The sequence below is a fragment of the Flavobacterium ammonificans genome (assembly GCF_020886115.1).
GTDB classification, from domain to species: domain Bacteria; phylum Bacteroidota; class Bacteroidia; order Flavobacteriales; family Flavobacteriaceae; genus Flavobacterium; species Flavobacterium ammonificans.
This window is the reverse complement of record NZ_AP025185.1, coordinates 1835757-1858445: the sequence shown is the minus strand read 5'-3', so window position 1 is coordinate 1858445 and position 22689 is coordinate 1835757. Positions and strand designations below refer to the sequence as shown.

The window sequence follows — 22689 nt, the reverse complement described above, 5'->3', positions numbered from 1 at the left end:
CTAGGAACCTTTTTTTATGCAATATTATTTCTTGTAGTATTTACGATACTTCGGATAAGTAATTGCAGCTAGCAATACAATTGCTCCAATGGATTGCCAAATCCAACTTAACGATTTAGCCTCACCACTAGCATAGGAATGCAATCCAACCAAATGGAAATTCACTCCATAATAAGTAAACAAAATAGATATAAAAGCGAGCATACTCAATACATTAAATACCCATTTACCTCTTAAAGCAGGAACAAATCGCGCATGAATCACAAAAGCATAGACAAAAATACTAATTAAAGCCCAAGTCTCTTTTGGATCCCAACCCCAGTAACGTCCCCAACTTTCGTTAGCCCATTGACCTCCTAAGAAGTTTCCAATAGTTAACATAATCAAACCTACTGTCAATGCTAGTTCATTGATATATGTCAACTCCTGAACATTCAATTCCATTCTTGCTTTATTCTTCTCATTAGTAAAGAAAATCAACACCAATGAAACTAATCCTAATATCATTCCTAAAGCAAATGGTCCATAACTCGCCACAATTACTGCCACGTGAATCATCAACCAATACGAATTCAAAACGGGCTGTAAATTCGCAATTTCAGGATCAATCCAATTCATATAAGCTGCCATCAAAATCATCGCTGTAACAAAAGCCGAAGAAGCTACTGTTAACTTTGATTTTCTGTCAAAGGCTAATCCAAAGAACATGGTTGCCCAAGCTACATAAATGATAGATTCGTAGGCATTACTCCATGGCGCATGACCTGATATTAACCAACGTGCAACTAATCCTAAAGTATGTAGCAAAAATAATAGCCCAATACTAATGTGCATTGCATTAATTGCAATACGTAGTGATTTTCTAGATTTAAAAATGTCAACTATACACAACAACAACATTAGTATTGATGCTGTGATATACCAATACGGAAGTTTCTTGAAAACATCATATTTATTATAAGCAATCTCTAAATCAATTTTATCATCAGTTGGCATGACACTACTTCCAAATTTCTTTTGAAAACCATTCAAGCTAGCCAATAACTCATTAGCTGATTTATAGTCATTTGTAGTAACTGCATTACTCAGTGTGCCAAAATAAAGTGGTAAAATACTTTTAGTATAGGTAGCGTCCATCCCTTTCATTCCCGATTCATTCAATTCTAAATAGGAAATCCATTTATTATTTGGATCATTTGGAATAGGAAATATTTTTAAGATTCGTCCACTCAAGGCAGATTCCAAAAGGTTTACTTTCTTATCCGTCTCAATAAAATCTTTCTCAAATTGGTTCGGATTAGCAGTTTTAAATGCTTCTTCTAAATAAGGAGTTAATTTGTAATTGCCTTTGGCATCAAAAAAGGAAACAAAAGGAGCAAACTCTGCTTTAGAATCGATACCAATTATTTTACGAATACTATCATTGCTAGCTTTTATATAGATTATTGGAATTTGAATCCAAGCACTAGCATATTGCGTCATTGATAAAAAGGCTTGATCCGAATTCATTCCTTTAAAAGTCTCAGAATGACTAACTTTTCGTAACAATTCAGATGAAAACGTATTGATAGGTTTCATTCGACCTCCTGCATCCTGAATAATCAAACGTCCAAATTTTGCAGCATGTTCTTTGTCAACAGTAAATTTTGATATTAATTTTTCTGTTTCTTGTAATGACATCATTTTGTTAGAATGAGCCGGTGCTTTTTCCTCTTTGGAAGCATGTTGATGCCCTTCGTGGTCATGGTCGTGATCATGATCTTGTGCAAATACTGTCCCGGATAAAAGGAAAATGATAATTGTTAGTAATTTAGCTTTCTTCAACTTTACAACTTCTAACTTTCGTTTGATATCAGCAAATCGAGAATGTTTGGTAAATAAAATCGCCATCATAGCTATGTATAAAAGGAAATAGCCCAAGTAAGTAATATTGGTTCCCCAAAAATCATGGTTCACAGACAATATTGTTCCTTTCTCATCCGGATCAAATCCAGATTGAAAAAAGCGATACCCATCATAATCTAAAACATGATTCATATAAATTTGGGCATCAAAGGTTTCAACCGAATCTTTAACTGTTACTTGGCTTTCAAAAGCAGAATAACTCTTTTCAGTTCCGGGATATTTGGTAGCAATAAAATCATTCAACTTAATTGTAAAGGGAAGTTCGTAGGTTTTACTTCCAAAAAAGAACGAGTAGTCTTTATCTCCGATTTTAACCGTTTGCGGTTCGCCTGTTTTTCCTTTTGAACCCAAAAGCGTTACTTCTTTTTCTTGACCTGCTGCTTGAATCTTCAATACTAATGCATCGTCATGATTTTTTGCTTTAAAATCATTATTGGATTCGTAAGCAATTACACCTTTAACAGGCATGTCAGGAAAAACAAAGCGCTTTTCGCCAATAGAATATAACGATCGCATCATCAAAGGCTGTACAATGTCTTTTTTAACTTCACCTTGTAATTTATCTGCCATTCGCATAAAATTTCCTTCAAAAGGAGTTTGAATGGTTGGCGTTGCTCCCGTAGTATTAATATTAATTGCACCTTCCGTAGGTTTATTTAATGCGAATAATACATTATGAATGTTTTGTACTTCTCCTTCTTTTAAGAAATGTTCCTCTCTTCCACCCTCGCCAGCTTCTACTAATTTTAGGTACAATTCACCCTTATTATCTGGATTGATTTTTTGTTTGGCACCCATAATATAATTGACATAACTCACTTTAAAAGGACTGTCGGCAAATTCACCCGAAAGTGTAAAATCATTATCAGTAACCGGTGAAAGCAGTAATGGTTTTTCAAAAACTCTACGTCTTGGTTCTCCTTTGTATTCTCCATCCACAAATACAGTCAAAAAGGTTTTATCTGAGTATATTTTATTCTCAGTAGCTCCTTCACGAATAGGCATTACTCCTTCATAACTAATGTATCGTGTAATAAAAGCACCCAAAAGAATCAAGATAAATGATAAATGCACTAATAAAGTAGCCCATTTTTCTTTCTTTAACAATTGGTATCGTTTGATGTTGCCAAAGAAATTAATCATAAAAAAGACCATAATTACTTCAAACCACCAAGCATTATAAATCCATATACGAGCGGTATCGGTATTGTATTTACTTTCTATAAATGTTCCTGCACCCATTGCTACAGCAAAAACAATAAATAAAACCGCCATTAAGCGGGTAGAAAACAAAATTGAGCTTACTTTTTTATCCATTTCTAAGGAGTTGTATTTTAGTATAAGTGGCACAAAAGTACTTAAAAATGTTGACTTCCATAATCCTACAGTTGTTAATTAAATCCAAAATTAAATCCATTTACGAATTCCCGATATAGCAGTTGCACTCTCCTTTTTTTTGTTAAATTTGTGGCTATGACTAAAGTAAGTATAATCGGTTCTGGAAATGTAGCACAACATTTAATTCAGGCTTTTCAATTGGATAATTCAATTGAAATAGTTCAGGTATTTGCGCGAACTAAAAAGAATTTGGCACACCTACTCCATTCAGATCGTATTATTTCCGACTATTCGCAATTACAAGCTGCGGATGTTTACATCATAGCCGTTTCAGATGATGCTATTGCTGATGTGTCGGCTGCGTTACCTTTTAATAACCAATTGGTAGTTCATACTTCAGGAACTGTTGCTTTAACATCCATTGCAATTACAAATCGCCGTGGTGTTTTTTATCCTTTACAAACATTTTCTAAAGACAAAGCAGTGAATTTTAAAACAATTCCTATTTGCTTGGAAGCCGAGAATGAAAAGGATTTCAAAACTCTAAGTTCAATTGCCTCTACTATTTCAGATGCTGTATACAAAATCAATTCTGAACAGCGAAAAGCCTTGCATATAGCAGCCGTATTTGTAAACAATTTTGTGAATCATTTGTACCAAATGGGCAACGAAATTTGTGAAAACAACCAAGTCCCTTTTGAAATTTTGAAACCATTAATTCAAGAAACAGCACATAAAATTATAACGCTTTCGCCAAAAGATGCACAAACTGGTCCAGCAAAGCGAAACGACTTAAAAACAATTGAAGCACATCAACAATTTTTAACTGACGAAAATCAAGCTAATGTGTATAGAATATTAACTCAATCCATACTAAATAATGGCAAAAAGCTATAAAGAAATAATGAACGACATCAAGACTTTTGTTTTTGATGTGGACGGTGTACTTACTGACGGTTCCGTTTTTGTTTCAAACGAAGGAGAAATGTTACGAACTATGAACATTCGAGATGGTTATGCTTTAAAATCAGCCATAGATTGCGGATATAATGTATGTATCATTTCGGGCGGAAGCAACGAGGGAGTTCGTGTTCGTTTACGCAATTTAGGAATTACCGATATTCATTTAGGAACTCCTGATAAAGTGGCAACTTTTGATGAATACATGGATATTTATAACATTAAACCGGAACAAGTGCTCTATATGGGCGATGACATCCCTGATTATCACGTAATGAAATTAGTAGGTTTACCAACTTGCCCTCAGGATGCTTGTCCAGAAATAAAATCCATTTCAAAATACATTTCGCATAAAAATGGCGGAAAAGGAGCTGTTCGAGATGTAATTGAACAAGTGATGAAGGTGCAAGGAAAATGGATGGGAAATTTTGACGGAAAACACGATTAAAACCAACAAATGCTTAAAAACAAATTAGCCAACTACTCCATCATTTTAGCTTCGGGTTCACCGAGACGCCAACAGTTTTTCAAAGATTTAGATTTGGATTTTGAAATTCGTCTTAAAGAAATTGAAGAAATCTATCCGTCGGAATTGAAGGCAGGTCAAATTACAAATTATTTAGCCGAGCTAAAAGCCAATGCTTTTGAAGGGGAATTAAACGATAACGAAATCCTAATCACAAGTGATACTATTGTTTGGCACAACGATAAAGCTTTGGGAAAACCCAAAGATAAAGAGGATGCTTTTGCAATATTAAAATCACTTTCAAATGCAACGCACGAAGTGATTACTTCGGTTTGTTTTAAAACAAAAAACAAAACAGAACTGATTTCTGAAATTACAAAAGTGACATTTAACCCACTAACCGATGCGGTGATTGACTACTATTTGGAGCATTATAAACCTTTTGATAAAGCGGGTGCTTACGGCATTCAAGAATGGATTGGATTTATTGGCGTTGCTAAAGTAGAAGGTTCCTATACCAATGTAATGGGAATGCCTACGGATAAAGTTTTTGAGTATTTAAACAATTTAGATAAATAATATGATGACTACTACATTATTTGATGATTATGCCCGAGAAGCCATAGCTACTGGAATTGTGTTGATTTTATTGGTCGTTTTACGTGTCATTACAACAAAATTAGTTCGCCGATACGCTCGTTTAAGCCAAACTGTCGAACGTAGAACTAATTTAGTTATCAAATACCTCCATTTGCTAATTAATATATTTCTAATTATTGCTCTTACCATAATTTGGGGAGTTGATGCAAAAGATATTATTATTGCGGTTTCATCATTGGCAACAGTTGTGGGTGTCGCTATGGTTGCCCAATGGTCTATCTTGAGTAACATTACCTCAGGAATAATATTGTTTTTTTCATATCCGTTTAAAATAGGCGACACAATACACATTCACGATAAGGATTTTCCAATTATAGCTGAAATTGATGATATAGGTGCTTTTTATATAAGTATGATTACAAAGGAAGGTGAGTTAGTTATATACCCCAACTCTTTGGTATTACAAAAAGGAATTTCTATTGTTAAAACCGAATTTCCATCCTCTGAATTCACAGACTAAAGAGAACACTCAAACGCATAGAGTATGAATTTAAAAAATACCGTTTGGAAAAAAAGATATACTTGGGTACTCCTAATTAATACGGTGTATATTCTATTTTTTTATTTCATAATGCAATTATACGCTTAAGCTATGCAATTATTTGACTGGATCATATTAATTGCTACCTTACTATTTATAGTAATATATGGCGTTTGGAAAACCAATGGAAGTAAAAATGTCCAAGATTATATTTTAGGTAGTAATGAAACACCTTGGCATATCATAGGTCTATCCGTTATGGCCACTCAAGCAAGTGCTATCACATTTTTATCAACTCCAGGTCAAGCCTATCATGACGGTATGGGTTTTGTACAGTTTTATTTTGGTTTACCCATAGCCATGGTGATTGTTTCCTTAACATTTATTCCAATTTATCATAAATACAAAGTCTATACCGCTTACGAATATTTAGGAAAACGTTTCGATACTCGAACACGTTCATTAGCGGCCTTTCTATTTTTGTTCCAAAGAGGATTAGGTACTGGGTTAACTATTTACGCTCCAGCAATTATTTTATCTGGTTTATTAGGTTGGAATATTAACTACCTCAATATCATTATCGGCCTATTGGTAATAGTATATACTGTAACTGGCGGAACTAAAGCGGTGAACGTAACCCAAAAACAACAAATGTTTATCATCTTGTTAGGAATGCTTATCACCTTTTTTTGGATACTGTATTACTTGCCAAATGATATGAGTTTTAGTAATGCTATGCATATTGCTGGCGCCAATGATAAAATGAATATTGTCAATTTTTCTTTTGATCCAGAAGAAAAATATACTTTTTGGAGTGGAATTACAGGAGGTTTTTTCTTGGCTTTGGCTTATTTTGGCACAGATCAATCTCAAGTAGGACGTTATTTATCTGGAAAAACGGTAAAAGAAAGTCAGATGGGTTTAATAATGAACGGCATACTCAAAGTTCCTATGCAATTCTTTATTTTGTTAACAGGTGTACTTGTTTTTGTCTTTTTCCAATTTAACCCAGTACCTCTAAATTTTAATCCTAATAACAAAATTAGTGTTGAAAATTCACCCTATAAAAGCGAATACAATCTGCTTGAAAAAAAATTAGAGCTAATATCGGAAGACAAGAAAGTAATCAACCTCTTGTACATGGAACAGTTGAATCAGGATTATGACAATCCTATTCTGCGTAAAGAAATGATTGCTTTATCAGATAAAGAAAAAAATTTACGCGATCGTGCTAAAGAATTGATCTCTAAAGCCAATAAAAACAATGAAACCAATGATAAAGATTATGTCTTTTTTCATTTTATCTTAAATTACCTACCCAAAGGACTCATCGGATTGTTATTAGCTGTAATCATTTCAGCAGCCATGTCATCCACAGCTTCCGGTTTGAATGCATTGGCTTCGACCACAACCATTGATATTTACAAACGCAATTTAAAAGAAGAAAAATCAGATAAACATTATCTGAATGCTAGTAAACTTTTTACGTTGTTTTGGGGAATTGTAGCCATTCTATTTGCTTGTATTGGCACTTTATTCGAAAACTTAATCCAATTGGTAAACATTATTGGCTCCATTTTTTACGGAACTGTATTAGGAATATTTTTAGTTGGGATTTACTCCAAAAGGATTCAATCGGATGCCATTTTTTACAGTGCTGTTTTTAGCCAAATTGCCATTTTCATCATCTATTACTTTGCTATTTATATTTATCCAAGTGGCGAAGAAAAACTAGGCTATTTATGGCTTAATTTCATAGGTGCGTTATTAACAATGATCTTGTCTTGGCTATTAGAACGATTGGTATTCAAAAATCAGAAAGCATTTATAGACTAAAAAAAATCCCGTTTCAATTGAAACGGGATTTTTTATTGAAATGAATTTCTAATTATTTTTTGCTCCATTCAGCAATACTATCTTTATTCATTTTAACGTAATCTTGATTCTTAGCTTCTTCAGCAGCTTCAAGCGATAGTTTAGCAGTTTCAATTGCTCCTGATTTATCTCCTATTTTAGCTTGAATTACAGATTTAAGGCGTAAATACCAAAATGGTTTAACTTTACTCATCTCCAACGATTTATTAACGTAATCTAAGGATTTACCCATATCAGAATTAGACTGGAACAAATAATTGGCAGCCGAATAATAATCATTAGCGGTTGGTCCAGCTAAAACTTTATCTATACTAGCCATAGCCGTTTTTTGAGTCGGAACCTCAAATTTCAAACTTACAAAAGAGTTCTCCCAAGAGATTTCTAATGTTGCCGAATTATTGTCCAAATTAGAAATGGCAATAGTTAAATTCTCAACTGGTTTTGATAAAGCTTCTTCCTTAACAGTAGTTTTCAAGGCAACATTGGCTTCATTGAATTGCTCTGGTAAACCCCAGTTATCAGTTGTGGTATAAAAAATAACATCCCAACTTTCAATTCTTGGCACTGTATACAAGGCATATTTTCCTTTCTTTAAGGTTTTGCCATCAATAACTACATCATCACTAAATGAGATTGTTGTATTTTCATTGGCACCCGTTCTCCAAAGTTTACCAAAAGGAACCAAATTTCCAAAAACAGGTCTTCCTTTTGCTCCTGGACGCGAATAATTTAAATCAACTTCTGTTAATCCAACCATTTGACTAACTATAGCTCTTGGACTTGACTGTGGTGTTTTGATTTGTGCTTGTGCAACAAATTGAGAAATTAATACGGCTAATGCAAAAATTATTTTTTTCATAGTTTTATTTTTAATTGATTCCAAATTTACAAATTCAAATGAATGCGAAGTGTTAATTTTAATTTAATATCTTGACAGCTTGAGCATTTAGCTCATTAAAATGATTAATGATACAATCTGCCTCATCAAGATTTTGATCTTTTGAATGTGCACTTACATATCCCACACAAAAAATTCCTGCAGCTTTGGCTGCTTTTACACCATTAGTACTATCTTCAATAACAATACAATTTTCTTTTGACGCAATTGATAAAGAAGCCGCATGTTCAAAAATTGCTGGATGTGGTTTGGATTTTGGAAAATCTTCTCCACTGACAATATGAGTAAAAAAGTCATGCAAGCCAAAACGAGTAAAAACGCGATCAATCGTCACTTTCGAAGCTGAAGAAGCTAAAATCAATTGAATTCCGTTTTGGTGCAAATCTTCTATTAAAGTTCTAACACCTTCAAGCAATTCCAAATCTTCTTTGGTATCAAAAGCATCATTAAAGATACTTCTCTTTCGCTGAATCAAGTCTTCTACCTCCTGCTCTAATTGAAATTGTTCTTTTAAAGTTTGAAACGTATTTCGAGTCGAAAATCCAGTAAACGAAGTATACATTGCCTCGGTTACTTCAATATTCAGTTCCTCAAATTGTTTGAAATAGGCATAGCGATGAACCGGTTCGGTATCCACAATTACTCCATCCATGTCAAAAATCACCGTCTGTATCATAGTTGATTTATCTAAAACTAATTAGTCTCTGTTTAATAAATAGCGAATCACGGTTTCTGCTGCATACAAGCCAAACAATCCAGGCATATAACTGTTAGTGCCGTAAAATGATTTCTTGAAATTCTTTCCGTCAGTTGTTTTTAAACTTGTTTCGTCCTGAATTTCTGAAGAGAAAACTACTTTCACTCCTTTGTCAATTTTTACTTCTTTCAAACGGCGTTTGATGGTTCGCGCTAAAAAGCAATTTTCTGTTTTACTAATATCAGAAACTTTTACTTTAGCCGCTTCCATTTTACCTCCAGCGCCCATACTGCTGATTACTTTTACCCCTTTTCTTTTGGCAGCGATAATTAAATTCAATTTGGGTGTAACGCTATCGATACAATCCAAAACATAATCAAACTCTGTTGAAACCAATTCAAACGCACGCTCTGGCGATAAAAATTCTTGGATTCGAGTCAATTGTAATTCGGGATTAATGTCCATTAAACGATCACCCACAATGGAAATTTTAGATTGACCAACGGTAGAATGTAAAGCAGGTAATTGTCTGTTAATATTGGTAATATCCACTACATCTCCATCAACGATAGTCATAGTGCCAACTCCTGCTCTTGCTAAAAATTCAGCCGCAAAAGAACCCACACCTCCTAAACCAACGACTAATACTTTAGCATTTTGTAATTTATCTAATCCTTCTTTTTTAAATAATAATTCGGCTCTTTCTGTCCACTCTGCCATACTATTGATTGTTTATTAGTTTATAAGTTTATTTGGTTATTTGTTAAATGGGTAGCAAAAATGGTATTAAAATTAGTATTCACTATTTCTTGTATTTGAGCAACTGAAAGCCCTTTATATTGTGCCGCTAGCTCATACACTTCTTGAATCGTTTGTTCGTCTGTATCGGTTTCCAAAAAAAATCGGTCGTTGGGCATGGCACAAAAAACGGATTCTAATTGGTGCATTCGCAATAAATATTTTCCAAATGAAATATAACAACCATTTGCTAGTAATTCATTGGCTACGGATTCATTTTTAGAAAATCCATGTATGAGAAAAGGAACCGAAATTTTCAATCGCTTTTTAATCGCAATCAACTCCTGAAAAGCCGCTACACAATGAATCACAACTGGTTTTTGGTATTTTTCTGCCAAAAGCAATTGTCGTTCAAAAACGGCTTGCTGTAATTCAAACGGAATTACAATTCGCTTGTCCAATCCGCACTCGCCTATAGCCAAACAATTTTTCTCTTTTAATTTACTTTCAATACTAGCGAAATCACTTTCGATACGATCTTCCACAATAAACCAAGGGTGAATTCCAATAGAATAATTAGGAATTACATCATTAAATTCTTGAGGATATTGATTCACTAATTCAACCACATCTGATTGATTGCTATACGAATGCGTATGTAAATTAAAGTACTGCATTAATCATGAAACTTTTGAACACCCGCGCGAATTTCAATTTTTAAATCGTTTTCCAAAGGCACTTTCGGACATGAATATTTCGGATTATAGGCACAATACGGATTATAAGAAGTATTGAAATCAATCACAATAGTATTACCTTGAGGGATTTCCAAATCAAGATATCTTCCCCCAATATAACTTTCGTTCCCACAAGTCAAATCCGAAAAAGGCAAGAACAAATAATCTTTGTATTCTTTCTTTTTGGACAATTCAATATTGCTATATATGTTCAATTTAAAATCCTGGCCATCAATGCTAAAATGCGCTTCACCATACTTCACATAAACGGGTTTTCTAGTAGTAGTCGTTTTCATTTCGAAAGGTTGCTCGTTCTCGGTACGAATAAATTTTGCTACTACAAAAAATTGGGCATTGGCAGGATAAAAATCCAAGGTTTGAAATGATATTAAATCTTCTGGTAAAAGCGGACTCGTTTTAGCATCGGCATATTCGGCATTCAATTCCTTTTGGAATTTCTCTATACTAGCCAAATCAAATTGGGCTTGGGCAAAGCCAAAACCAAATTGCATCATCATTAATAAAGCAACTACCTTCTTCATCTGAAAATTATTTCAGCAAAAATACTACAATCCAATAGAAAACAAAGTATTTTAAAAGCAAATGAAATTAATTTAAAACATCCTGATTTCAAGAATAAATCCTTAGCTAAAAGTTGGTACCTTTGCCACACAATTTTTACTATGATTCAGTCAGGACTGCAACGATACATCAATAATTTTAGAGGCTTTCGAAGAGAGGTTTGGATTTTGGCGTTGATTACTTTTATCAATCGCGCCGGAACAATGGTCTTGCCATTTCTATCCAAATACCTCAAAGAAGACTTGCATCTTTCCTATTCTCAAGTAGGATGGATTATGGTGTGTTTTGGTTTTGGCTCGATGCTTGGCTCCTGGTTAGGTGGAAAATTATCTGACAAAATTGGATTTTACAAAATCATGATTTTCAGTTTATTTACTAGTGGTGTGATGTTCTTTTTCTTGCAATACGTCACTTCTTTTTGGGCCTTGTGTGTAAGTATGTTTACCATTATGGTGATTGCCGATATGTTTCGTCCCGCCATGTTTGTGTCATTAGGCACCTATGCCAAACCCGAAAATCGTACGCGCGCTTTGACCTTAGTTAGATTAGCTGTCAATCTAGGTTTTGCAGCTGGACCCGCCTTAGGTGGTTTGATTATTTTAAGCCAAGGCTACCAAGCCTTATTTTGGGTAGATGGAAGTTCTTGTATTATAGCCATTGTTCTATTTGCAGTATTGGTAAAAGAAAAGAAAGTCCCTGAAGATTTAATTGCCAAAAAAGAAGCTGAAGCCAAAAGAGAATCAGTTTTTAAAGACAAAATATTTTGGATTTTCTTATTCGTTTGTTTCATAACAGCGGTTTTATTTTTTCAATTATTTACTACGCTACCGCTCTATCACAGCGAACATTTTGGTTTAACCGAATTTCAAAGCGGATTGATTTTGTCCTTTAACGGAATCCTTATTTTCTTTCTAGAAATGCCAATTGTAAGTTATTGCCAACGTAAAAACATCAGTAAACTCAAGATTATTTTGTGGGGAAGCATACTAATGGCAATTAGTTTTTATGTATTGCTATTGAATGCCTGGGCAGTCTTCTTAATTGTGAGTTTACTCTTTATTACTTTTGGTGAAATGTTTATTTTCCCCTTCTCCAATTCTTTTGCATTGAGTCGTGCAACCAAAGGCCACGAAGGACGTTATATGGCTTTGTTCACCATGAGTTTCAGTTTGGCGCATATTGCAAGTTCCAAAATGGGGTTAGAAATTATTAGCCACTTCAACTACCAAGCCAATTGGTTTGTAATGGGAACATTGGGAGTTATTGCTGTATTGTGTTGCATTTGGTTGCAACGTTTACTTAAACAAGCCCAGTAACATCCCGATGCTTCACGAGTAGCGAAATTCGGAACTTTATATTTTCTGTTTAGGAAAAAATTATTGCGAAACTAAAAGTGAACTTACTTCAAAATTTGAAATTGCTTGAAACTGCTGTTGTAAAACATTTTTATTTCTCTTCCTTTAGTAAATAGTTTCCATAAAATAAAACCCCAATAGATATTATCAAACATTGAAATAATCCTGTCCTAATAAACCCAATTTGGAATCCCAATATTAGACCTCGAGCAAATAATAACATAATTATATATAAAATATATCCAGAACCAAATTTTAAAACTCTTTCTATTGGATTCATACTTTTAGTGATGTATACAATGTAAAAAGGAATAAAAATGCTTAAAAGAAAAGCTCCAATTCTACTGTTTAAATTTGCTTCAGAATCTAGAGTTAGAAAACCTATTACAAACATTAAAATTATATTTAATAATAAGTAGAAACATATATTCAATAAAATATATAAAACACTTTTTTTATGATTATTCATTGTGTTAGATTTAAATTCGGAGGGGTCAATTTCTAATATATCACAAATTAATTTTAAAGTTTTACCCCGAGGTTCGTTTTTATCATTTTCAATTCTTTGGATAGTTCTAAGATTGATTTTAGATAATTCTGCTAATTCCTCTTGAGTGTAACCTTTTACTTTTCTTAATTCAGAAATTTTATTACCAATTGAATTCATAATCATATTAAATTAATTTTATTCCAAAGTTATTCAATAATTATTTTCATTGTAACGGTTATATCTGACATTTATGCGGCATTTTAATTGTCGGTTTTAATGTCTTTCATAGTCTATTATAAAATGTTATTGATATTCCCTTTATCATAAAAGCACAATTCAAATTAAATCAACTAAAAAGAATTGATTTTGACTTTACTTTCATAAAACCCGTACTTGTTTTTCTACTGTTTGGCGTAGTTATTACTTTTTTATGTGATTTAAGATTTATTCATTTATAATGGTTGCTTCATTGATGAAACATTCAAAACCATTATGAAATTATGTTTTCTTATAAGCATTACAGTCTTGACGATTAATTCTATAACTCCAATAAATTAGCTTAAAAACTAAAAATTTAGTTAAATAACTATAAAAATAGTTGTTTAACTAAAATAATAGTTTTACGTTTGGTCTATAAAATTTATAGCCATGCAAAAACTTACCAACAAAGAAGAAGAAATAATGCACATTTTATGGAAGCTAAAAAGAGCTTTTGTAAAAGACATTATGGAAGAAATTGTAGAGGATAAACCACACTACAATACACTCTCAACAATTGTTCGAAATTTAGAAGAGAAAGGGTATGTAGGGTATAATGCCTACGGAAAAACCCACCAGTACTTCCCTATTGTTCCAATTGAGGAGTATCGAAAAGCATTTATGAATACCGCTATTACAAATTACTTTAATAGTTCATACAAAAATCTAGTTTCCTATTTTGCTGAAGAAGAGAAAATATCGGCTGAGGAGCTCCGTGAAATTTTAGCTTTAATCGAAAAAAAGGACTAGTATGGAAAACTTCCTACTCTATTTTGCTAAAGTAAATGGACTCATCATAGCGTTCTATTTATTGTATTTAGCATTCCTTCGTAAAGAAACTTTTTACGTTGGCAATCGATGGTATTTATTAATAGGATTGGTAACGTCAATTGTTTTACCCTTAATCACTTTTACTAAAACCGTTTGGGTTGACCCTGAACCGATCTCTCAATTCATAGAAGTAGTTCCAATAACTGAGAGTAAAGTTATAAAAGAACCCGTTGATTGGTCGCTAATTTTGAGTTCAGCTTATGTGTTGGTTTCCCTAATAATTATACTAAAAGTAGGAATCGAAATTGCTTCTTTTTTTAATAAGATTATCAAATTGAACAAACAGAAAGACACCAATTTCACTTTGATTTATTCTAACTCGACAGAAAATCCATTTTCTTTCTTTAAGTACATAGTAATTAATCCTACTCTTTTTTCTAAAGAGGAATACGAACACATTATAACGCACGAACGTATTCACGTCAAACAATTCCATTCCATTGATGTATTAATCTCAAAAGTTTACTGCGCGTTATTTTGGATTAATCCAATCATTTGGTTGTACCGAAAAGCGATGTTACAAAATTTAGAATTCATAGCAGACAATCACTCTTTGGAACAAATTGAAAATAAATACGAATATCAAAAAACACTTTTAAAGGTAGTCGCTAATCAACAATCATTAAGTATTACCAATCCCTTTTATCAATCTTTAATTAAAAAACGAATTATTATGTTACAAACAAATCAATCTCACAAAAGAAATGCTTGGAAGTATGCCACCATTCTTCCAGTATTAGTTGGCTTTATGTTGTTATTTCAAATTGAAACTATTGCACAAACCAAAATTGTAGTAAATTCAAAAGTTGTTGGCTATTATACCGAAGTTGAAACCGATAATTTAATCACTTCAAAAACAACAAATGATGAAATTAAAGCAATTGAGAAAAGTTTTACTACAGATGATACTACTCTAAAAATAAATAATGTTAAACGTAATAAAGACGGAGAAATCATTGCAATACGTTTAGAGTTAACTTCAAAAAAGAATCCTAAAACAAAAACTGTAAAAGAAGTTAGAGGAAACGAGCCTATAAAAACTATAGAAATTTATAATGAAAAAGATGAATATAATAAAAACAGTATAGGTTTTAAAGAGGTATCTAATATAGCCACTGCTTCATTAATAGCGAGTGAAACAGATAGTACTGATACTCCAAACTTAAAACAAGATAGGGCTTTAATTGTAAATCGCTCCGATTCAAACAATCAATTAAAAATTACCGCTGTTAAAAGTAATTCACCGGCTTCAATTGATAATGAAACTATAATTTACCTTAATGACAAGAAGATTTCTAAAGACGAAATGGAAAAAATTGTTGCTAGTACAATTAAATCAGTTGATGTAAAAAAAGGAAAATCAAATGGTGAAATTAGAATTGTAGCTAGTTCTAATTTTGTAAATGATGACCCTGAAATTCTTCTCGATAACAAAGTGATTTCTAAAGATGATTTAAACAAATTAGATAAAAATGAAATCGAATCTATTAATATAAATAATTATAATAGAAAAAAAATCATTGAAATACAGAGGAAAAATGCTAAAGCTATTCGTGAAAATTCCTTAATAGAAATTTCATATGAAGATTTAAACAAATTTGATAAATTAAATAAAAATGAAATCGATTCCGTTAAAATAGATAACAGAAAAAAAATCATTGAAATACAGAGGAAAAATGCTAAAACTATTCGTGATAACTCGATGAAAGAAGCAAAAGAAGAATTATCCAAAGCAAAAGTCGAATTAGAAAAGGCAAAAGCCGAAATTGAAAAAGCAAAATTAGAATTGGAAAAAGCCAAACTCGAAATAGCTAAATCAAGATCAAAAAACAAAAAGAAATAACTTAAAAATCCCGATTCACTCGGGATTTTTTTTAATTGAATAAAGCGCTACTGTTTAAAATGTTTTTAGATGTTTAAAAGAAGCTTGTTTTCTTATCAAAAAGTTAATTACGTTAAATTTTTGTAAAGGTGTTTTTGAGTGTAGAAATCAATTAATAGGTTTGCTTGTTTAATATCATAAATCACAACTTTTAATTTATTTTTTTTACTATGAATACTAGAAAACATTATTTCACATTAGCCCTTGCTTTTAGCTTAATTATTGGTGGTTCTATTTCTATTTTGGCACAAAATCAGAAGAAAAGAGAACTCATCGAAATCAACAATGAAAATAACGATGTGGTAATGACTTGGAACAAAACCACGCCCGAATCAGAAATGAATGACGATGTAAAAGCGCTAAAAGAATACGGCGTTACCATCAACTACTCCGATGTGAAACGCAATGATAAAAACGAAATTACGGGTTTAAAAGTGAGTTATGAAGATAAAAAAGGAAATAAAGGCGAATTGAAACTTAGCCAACAATCTCCTATTTCAACGATCCACTTTTACAAGTCTGGAAACGAAATTGGTTTTGGCACTCCTGAAAATTCCAACGGAATGGAAAATTTGTTCTTAAACGGAACTCCAAATAGAAAAATGCTAAAACAATTTGGATTCCACGACGAAGAAGGAAATCCATCAACTGACAATTTTAGTTTTAGTTTTACTGACAAAAACAAGTCTCCAAAATACACCACTAAATCCAGAATTATTGTTAAAAAACCGAATAAAAAAGATTTGATTATCGAAGATGGTATTGTTATCTCTGGTGCAGAAGATTATTCTGAAGAAGAAATAAAAAATTTAAAGAAAGATGCTCCAAAAAATCCCAATATATTTGACAATTCTGACCTGAGTGAATTAGGGGAATTTGATTTACGAAACGAAAATGGAGTTAAAGAGTTCAAAAAGAAAATCAAAAAAATGATTAATTCTGAAGATTCCGATGCTGACGAAAAATCAGAATTGGCTAAAGCCAAAGACGAAATGATCAAAGCAAAAGAAGAATTAGAAAAAGCCCGTATCGCCTTAGAGAAAGCCACCCAATCGAAATCTAAAAAGAAATAAATTAAAAAAGACCATTATATTGATGGTCTTTTTTATTTTTACCAAAAAAAAGCAATGTTCAAAGTCTTAGCTAAAATTAATAAAGTGCTGTTACCAAGTTTAACCAAACAACGCTTGGATGTGACCAAAGCAAAGAAGTGGCAGATGGCATTGATAGGATACCGTTATTATGTAACTTGTAGAGCCTTAGATAAATAAATACCAAAAAGCAGTAATAGTCCAAAAAAAGCCGTTATTTTTTAATTTTCGATTTGGATATCTATCAATTTTAGCTATATTTGCACCCGCAACAAGGCCTCGTGGCGCAACTGAATAGCGCATCTGATTACGGCTCAGAAGGTTACTGGTTTGAATCCAGTCGAGGTCACGAATAAATACAATGAAAAGAAAAAACGCCAAGCTCGCTTGAGCGTTTTTTTATTTTAATTGTCTTTTCAAAGCGGAGTTTTGCTGGAAATATAATCCAGTAAAATATAAATCCCTTCATATTATGACAACCTATTTCTTTGATAGCACTTACCAAGACACCACTTATGGTGAGGAAGACATGCACCTCAAAGAATTTGAATCCTGTCAGTTTATCCATTGTGATTTTACCGCTTGTAATTTCATTGGAGTTACTTTTATTGATTGCACGTTTACCAATTGCAATTTTAATAACACTAAACTCAATCATACTGCTTTACGAACCGTACAGTTCAACAACTGCAAAATGCAAGACATTAATTTCTCCATGTGCGATAAATTAATTTTTGAAATAGCATTTAACCGTTGTAATCTGGATTTTTCTAAATTTTATACGCTAAAATTAAAAGAAACACAATTTAAAAACTGTAGTTTGATTGCCGTCGATTTTATGGCAACCGATTTATGTGAAGTAGTATTTGATAACTGTGATTTGTATCGCGCAGAGTTTGACAAAGCGAACGCCACAAAAGCCGATTTTAGAACCAGCTACAATTACACCATTGATCCTGAAAAGACCAAAATTAAAAAAGCAACTTTCGCTTTAGAAGGTTTAAAAGGATTGCTGTATAAACACAATATCATTGTAGAGTAATTCTGTTTTAAATTTGAAATCGAAATTGAAATTGATTTTTGATTTTTGATATTGCTAACCGTGAATAGTCTCGTTTTTGCCATAGTTGGAAATAATAGAAGCTTCAAAATCCAACCATTCTCTCCAGCGTTTTTCTACATCGATACCTTCTCCGTATTTTCGAGCATAACCAATAAAAGTAGTGTAATGACCCGCTTCACTTTCCATCAAATTTCTATAAAAAGTAGCTAATTCTTCGTCTTCAATATTTTCAGAAAGTACTTTAAAACGCTCACAACTTCTGGCCTCAATCATAGCAGAGAACAACAAACGTTCTACCAATCCCGAAACCCTACTCCCAGTATTGCTGCGTTTCATGTACAAATACAACTCATTCACATAATCGTCTTTGCGTTCGCGACCTAATTTAAGTCCGCGTTTGATAATGATATTGTGTACTTGTTCAAAATGGTCGATTTCTTCTTTGGCCAAAGCCAATAAATCCTGAACTAAATCTTGATGCTCCGAATTGTGTGTAATTATTGTAATCGCATTGGTAGCTGCTTTCTGTTCGCACCAAGCGTGATCTGTCAGAATTTCTTCAATATTTGTTTCTACAATATTTACCCATCTTGGGTCGGTTGGCAATTTCAATCTCAGTATGGACATGAAATAGTAATTTAAAGTTTCAAGTTAAGCCTAAAAATAAAAATAAGGTTCTGCAAATACGTTTAGTAAATACAAAACCTCATTTTTTTGAATGTAATAAATTTAGAAAACGAAGATGGCTCTTTCGCTCATCATTTCATTTACTTCAGCAGCAACTTCTTCGATCACATCTTCGTCAGTATGATTCATCAAGACTTTATCAATAAGTGCTACAATAGTTTCCATATCTTCTTCTACTAAACCACGAGTAGTGATAGCAGCAGTTCCAACACGAATTCCTGAAGTAACAAATGGCGATTTGTCATCAAATGGAACCATGTTTTTATTTACAGTAATTTCGGCTTTTACCAACGCATTTTCAGCGTCTTTACCTGAAATATTTTTGTTTCTTAAATCAATCAACATCATGTGATTATCTGTACCACCAGAAATGATTTCGTATCCTCTTTTCACAAAAGCGTCAGCCATTGCTTTCGCATTTTTTTGCAATTGCATCGCATATGTAAAAAACTCATCTTGTAATGCTTCACCAAAAGCAACCGCTTTAGCAGCGATGATGTGCATTAATGGTCCACCTTGATTTCCTGGAAAAACAGCCAAGTCTAATAAATTAGACATCATTCTGATTTCTCCTTTTGGAGTAGTTAGTCCAAATGGGTTTTCAAAATCTTTACCCATTAAGATCAATCCACCACGTGGTCCACGCAGTGTTTTGTGAGTTGTTGTGGTAACAATATGACAGTGAGGCAATGGATCGTTCATCAATCCTTTGGCAATCAAACCTGCAGGATGCGAAATATCAGCTAATAAAATAGCACCAACGCTATCTGCAATTTGTCTGAAACGAGCAAAATCCATATCACGAGAGTAAGCCGAAGCTCCAGCGATAATTAATTTCGGTTGTGATTGAGTCGCAATTTCTTGAATTTTATCGTAATCCAATCGTCCTGTTTCCTTGTCAACACCGTAAAAAACAGGGTTATACAAACGTCCAGAGAAGTTTACTGGCGAACCGTGAGTCAAGTGACCACCGTGTGCCAAATCAAATCCTAAAATAGTATCGCCTGGTTTGATACAAGCGTGGTATACCGCAGTATTGGCTTGAGATCCAGAGTGAGGTTGCACGTTAGCATATTCAGCTCCAAATAATTCTTTAGCTCTATCAATAGCAATTTGTTCTACAACATCCACTACTTCACAACCGCCGTAGTATCTTTTTCCAGGGTATCCTTCAGCATATTTATTGGTTAAAACAGAACCTGCAGCTTCCATTACTTCGTCACTTACAAAGTTTTCTGATGCAATTAGTTCTATTCCGTGAATTTGTCTTTCTTGTTCTTCTAAAATAAGGTCAAAAATTTGTTCGTCGCGTTGCATGTGTGTAGTTTTTGTTATTGAACTGCAAAATTACAAAAAAAGCTTGTCTAAATAATGTGGTAAGTCTATATTTGGCAGAGTACTTTTTAACAAACTAATTAACAAAAGACATCTTGCCATTCGCTAGTATCGTTTTCGAAATAATAAAGTATCCCAAATTTAAACCAAGCCCAATGAAAAAAATTATTACCATACTCATCATCAGTTTACTAGTTAGTAATTGCGCTGTCAAACACACCCAAAAATTAGTCTATTCTGGCGACTATGATAATGCCATCACAATAGCCGTTTCAAGTTTAGCATCAAATAAAGATAAGAAGAGTAAGCAAGAATACGTTTTGCTTTTGGAAGAAGCTTTTGCTAAAGCTAAAGAAAGAGATTTAAATTCCATTTCACTACTCGAAAAAGAAGCCAACCCAACACAAATAGAACGCTTATATGAAATATATGTTGGGTTAAACAATCGCCAGGAAAAGATAAAACCTTTGCTTCCACTTCAAATAATCAACCAAAACCGAGAGGCGGTATTCCAATTTGACAATTACAATGAAAAATTAGTAGGTACTAAAAATGCACTTTCAAATTATTTGTTAGATAATGCGAAAGCGTTACTTAAGAAAAATATCAAAAAGGATTATCGCAAAGCGTTTGATGACTTATCCTATCTAAATCGAATCAATCCTAATTTTAAAGAGGTCAACGAACTCCTAAATGAAGCTAAATTCAAAGGCTCAGATTATGTTGTAGTTAGCACTAAAAATGAAACCAATATGATTATTCCCGAACGATTGCAAAGCGATCTATTGGATTTCAACACTTATGGGTTAAACGACAAATGGACTGTATACCACAATCTGGAACAAAATGGCATTACCTATGATTATGGAATTTCTATTCGTTTTAGAGATGTGATCATTTCGCCAGAGCAAATCAAAGAAAGAGAATTCATCAAAGAACGTAGAATCAAAGACGGTCAAAAGAAATTGATTGACGCGAATGGAAAAGAGGTTATAGACGAAAAAGGAAAAGTAGTTTTTGTAGATAATTTAAAAGACATTACGGTACGAATTAATGAATTTAGACAATTCAAATCCTGTCAGATTGAGGCGAAAGTAGAATATTCGAATTGGAAAACGAATGAATTGTTGCAAAGTTTTCCGTTGCGTAGCGAATTTATTTTTGAACATGTTTATGCCAATTATAAAGGAGATCGAAGAGCTGCAGAAGATAATTACTACTCCGTTTTTGATAAAAGAAGCATTCCCTTCCCTACAAATGAACAAATGATTTATGATACAGGAGAAGATTTAAAACAAAAACTTAAATCCATTTTATCTCGAAATAATTTTGATAAATAATTTCAAGTGATCTATTTAAATCATAACAAAGGCTTATAAATATGTTAGATATTTAAAAGTGTTACGTTTAATCGTAAAAAAGTAGTACTATTGCATTTCAAATGAATAACAAGAGTCTACATACTACTTCATTGTCACGGACAATTTTATTTTCTGCCTCTCCCGAGGTACGGACACTATAATCATAGTTTCCTCAGAAATAAATTATTTATTCATACAATCCTTTTTTTATTTTGAAAATTTTACCAATTCATTTGGAGTTAGTTATTACTAATTCTAAATCACTAAGAATTATCTTTTTGCAACAATTGTTTCCCTTTTGGGTAGTCTATTTTATTGATCAGTTGCATTCAAAACAAATAAATATCAATCATTAAATTTTAATTCAAACGCTTAAAATGGATATCAAAATAGTTGTAACCCAAGAAGAGCATTATCAATACGCTGAAACAATTTGCAATACAATTGAAATTTCTGCTAAATTAAGAGGTACTGGAATAGCCAAAAGAACACCCGACTATATTTTACAAAAAATGCAATCCAAAGATGCTATCATTGCTTTGGTCAATAACGAATTTGCAGGTTTTTGTTATATCGAAAGTTGGGAGCACGCCAAGTTTGTAGCGCATTCTGGTTTAATTGTTCATCCTAAATACAGAAATTTAGGCCTTGCCAAAAAAATCAAATCCAAAGTTTTTGATTACTCACTCAGAAAATACCCTAATGCCAAAGTCTTTGGAATCACTACTGGTTTACCCGTAATGAAAATTAATTCTGATTTAGGATACAAACCTGTTCCATTTTCAGAGTTAACAACTGATCCAAGCTTTTGGAAAGGATGTAAAACCTGTACTAATTATGAAATATTAAAGAGTAAAGACAATAAAATGTGCCTGTGCACTGGAATGTTGTACGATCCAAAAGAGAAACAAAAAATTCCACCTAAACATCCATTTAACCTAAAAGTTCTCAATAGATTAAAGAAAATAAAAGAAGCCTTATTCTTAAAAAAATAAAACT

General features: G+C 32.8%; 22 protein-coding genes and 1 tRNA gene. 14 read left to right on the top strand and 9 right to left on the bottom strand.

Annotation, left to right across the window (positions count from 1 at the left end; genetic code table 11):
- Positions 1–24: 24 nt before the first annotated feature.
- Complete coding sequence (locus LPC20_RS08255) at positions 25–3222, bottom strand: cytochrome c biogenesis protein CcsA (protein WP_229324339.1); 3198 nt, start codon at positions 3220–3222, stop codon at positions 25–27.
- Positions 3223–3378: 156 nt separating this feature from the next.
- On the opposite strand from LPC20_RS08255, the gene LPC20_RS08250 reads away from it, so the two are divergent.
- The 5 genes from LPC20_RS08250 (at position 3379) to LPC20_RS08230 (ending at position 7646) form a co-directional block, all read left to right on the top strand.
- Entirely contained in the window at positions 3379–4140 is a 762-nt protein-coding gene (locus LPC20_RS08250; protein ID WP_229324337.1) for a Rossmann-like and DUF2520 domain-containing protein, read from the top strand.
- Positions 4124–4651 (top strand): KdsC family phosphatase, encoded by a 528-nt coding sequence (locus LPC20_RS08245; protein WP_229324335.1) that lies wholly within the window; start codon positions 4124–4126, stop codon positions 4649–4651. Before LPC20_RS08250 ends, LPC20_RS08245 begins: the two co-directional genes overlap by 17 nt.
- Positions 4652–4660: 9 nt before the next feature.
- A complete protein-coding gene (locus tag LPC20_RS08240) occupies positions 4661–5248 on the top strand; it encodes a Maf-like protein (RefSeq protein WP_229324333.1) in 588 nt (195 codons plus the stop codon).
- Between the two features lies 1 nt (position 5249).
- Complete coding sequence (locus LPC20_RS08235; protein ID WP_229324331.1) at positions 5250–5789, top strand: mechanosensitive ion channel domain-containing protein; 540 nt, start codon at positions 5250–5252, stop codon at positions 5787–5789.
- 132 nt (positions 5790–5921) lie between these two features.
- A complete protein-coding gene (locus LPC20_RS08230) occupies positions 5922–7646 on the top strand; it encodes a sodium:solute symporter family protein (protein ID WP_229324329.1) in 1725 nt (574 codons plus the stop codon).
- Between the two features lie 52 nt (positions 7647–7698).
- On the opposite strand, the gene LPC20_RS08225 is transcribed toward LPC20_RS08230, so the two are convergent.
- From LPC20_RS08225 to LPC20_RS08205, 5 genes are read right to left on the bottom strand one after another with little or no spacing between them, the layout of a single operon-like run.
- Positions 7699–8544 (bottom strand): DUF2911 domain-containing protein, encoded by an 846-nt coding sequence (locus LPC20_RS08225; RefSeq protein WP_229324327.1) that lies wholly within the window; start codon positions 8542–8544, stop codon positions 7699–7701.
- Between the two features lie 58 nt (positions 8545–8602).
- A complete protein-coding gene (locus tag LPC20_RS08220) occupies positions 8603–9259 on the bottom strand; it encodes an HAD family hydrolase (protein WP_229324325.1) in 657 nt (218 codons plus the stop codon).
- Between the two features lie 21 nt (positions 9260–9280).
- The gene (locus LPC20_RS08215; protein WP_229324324.1) at positions 9281–10000 is read right to left on the bottom strand and encodes a tRNA threonylcarbamoyladenosine dehydratase; all 720 of its coding nucleotides are present in this window, start codon (positions 9998–10000) and stop codon (positions 9281–9283) included.
- Positions 10001–10020: 20 nt separating this feature from the next.
- On the bottom strand, positions 10021–10695 hold the full coding sequence (locus LPC20_RS08210; RefSeq protein ID WP_229324322.1) for a TatD family hydrolase: 675 nt from the start codon (positions 10693–10695) through the stop codon (positions 10021–10023).
- Complete coding sequence (locus LPC20_RS08205; protein WP_229324320.1) at positions 10695–11297, bottom strand: DUF1684 domain-containing protein; 603 nt, start codon at positions 11295–11297, stop codon at positions 10695–10697. Before LPC20_RS08205 ends, LPC20_RS08210 begins: the two co-directional genes overlap by 1 nt.
- A gap of 141 nt (positions 11298–11438) precedes the next feature.
- Between LPC20_RS08205 and LPC20_RS08200 the strand changes: the two genes are divergently transcribed.
- A complete protein-coding gene (locus tag LPC20_RS08200; protein ID WP_229324318.1) occupies positions 11439–12653 on the top strand; it encodes an MDR family MFS transporter in 1215 nt (404 codons plus the stop codon).
- Positions 12654–12783: 130 nt separating this feature from the next.
- Here the strand turns inward: LPC20_RS08200 and LPC20_RS08195 are convergent, their stop codons facing one another.
- Positions 12784–13359 (bottom strand): helix-turn-helix domain-containing protein, encoded by a 576-nt coding sequence (locus tag LPC20_RS08195; protein WP_229324315.1) that lies wholly within the window; start codon positions 13357–13359, stop codon positions 12784–12786.
- Between the two features lie 471 nt (positions 13360–13830).
- Between LPC20_RS08195 and LPC20_RS08190 the strand changes: the two genes are divergently transcribed.
- The 6 genes from LPC20_RS08190 to LPC20_RS08165 all read left to right on the top strand — a co-directional run bounded on the left by LPC20_RS08190 (position 13831) and on the right by LPC20_RS08165 (position 18286).
- On the top strand, positions 13831–14190 hold the full coding sequence (locus LPC20_RS08190; protein ID WP_229324064.1) for a BlaI/MecI/CopY family transcriptional regulator: 360 nt from the start codon (positions 13831–13833) through the stop codon (positions 14188–14190).
- A gap of 1 nt (position 14191) precedes the next feature.
- Complete coding sequence (locus tag LPC20_RS08185) at positions 14192–16114, top strand: M56 family metallopeptidase (protein ID WP_229324313.1); 1923 nt, start codon at positions 14192–14194, stop codon at positions 16112–16114.
- 209 nt (positions 16115–16323) lie between these two features.
- A complete protein-coding gene (locus LPC20_RS08180; RefSeq protein ID WP_229324311.1) occupies positions 16324–17226 on the top strand; it encodes a hypothetical protein in 903 nt (300 codons plus the stop codon).
- A 54-nt stretch (positions 17227–17280) separates the two neighbouring features.
- Positions 17281–17424 carry an SsrA-binding protein gene (locus LPC20_RS08175; RefSeq protein WP_229324309.1) on the top strand — a complete coding sequence of 48 codons (144 nt, stop codon included), beginning with the start codon at positions 17281–17283 and terminating at the stop codon, positions 17422–17424.
- Between the two features lie 95 nt (positions 17425–17519).
- Positions 17520–17593: transfer RNA gene (locus LPC20_RS08170), tRNA-Arg, on the top strand.
- A gap of 123 nt (positions 17594–17716) precedes the next feature.
- Positions 17717–18286, top strand: a complete 570-nt coding sequence (locus LPC20_RS08165; protein ID WP_229324307.1) for a pentapeptide repeat-containing protein — start codon at positions 17717–17719, stop codon at positions 18284–18286.
- Between the two features lie 54 nt (positions 18287–18340).
- Here LPC20_RS08165 and LPC20_RS08160 read toward each other — a convergent pair whose 3' ends face one another.
- Together LPC20_RS08160 and glyA are read right to left on the bottom strand one after the other, a co-directional pair.
- On the bottom strand, positions 18341–18928 hold the full coding sequence (locus tag LPC20_RS08160) for a MiaE family protein (protein ID WP_272490533.1): 588 nt from the start codon (positions 18926–18928) through the stop codon (positions 18341–18343).
- A 108-nt stretch (positions 18929–19036) separates the two neighbouring features.
- Positions 19037–20311 (bottom strand): serine hydroxymethyltransferase, encoded by a 1275-nt coding sequence (gene glyA / locus LPC20_RS08155; RefSeq protein WP_229316595.1) that lies wholly within the window; start codon positions 20309–20311, stop codon positions 19037–19039.
- A gap of 173 nt (positions 20312–20484) precedes the next feature.
- Between glyA and LPC20_RS08150 the strand changes: the two genes are divergently transcribed.
- On the top strand, positions 20485–21669 hold the full coding sequence (locus LPC20_RS08150; protein WP_229324303.1) for a hypothetical protein: 1185 nt from the start codon (positions 20485–20487) through the stop codon (positions 21667–21669).
- Between the two features lie 398 nt (positions 21670–22067).
- Entirely contained in the window at positions 22068–22685 is a 618-nt protein-coding gene (locus tag LPC20_RS08145) for a GNAT family N-acetyltransferase (RefSeq protein ID WP_229324301.1), read from the top strand.
- Positions 22686–22689: the final 4 nt, after the last annotated feature.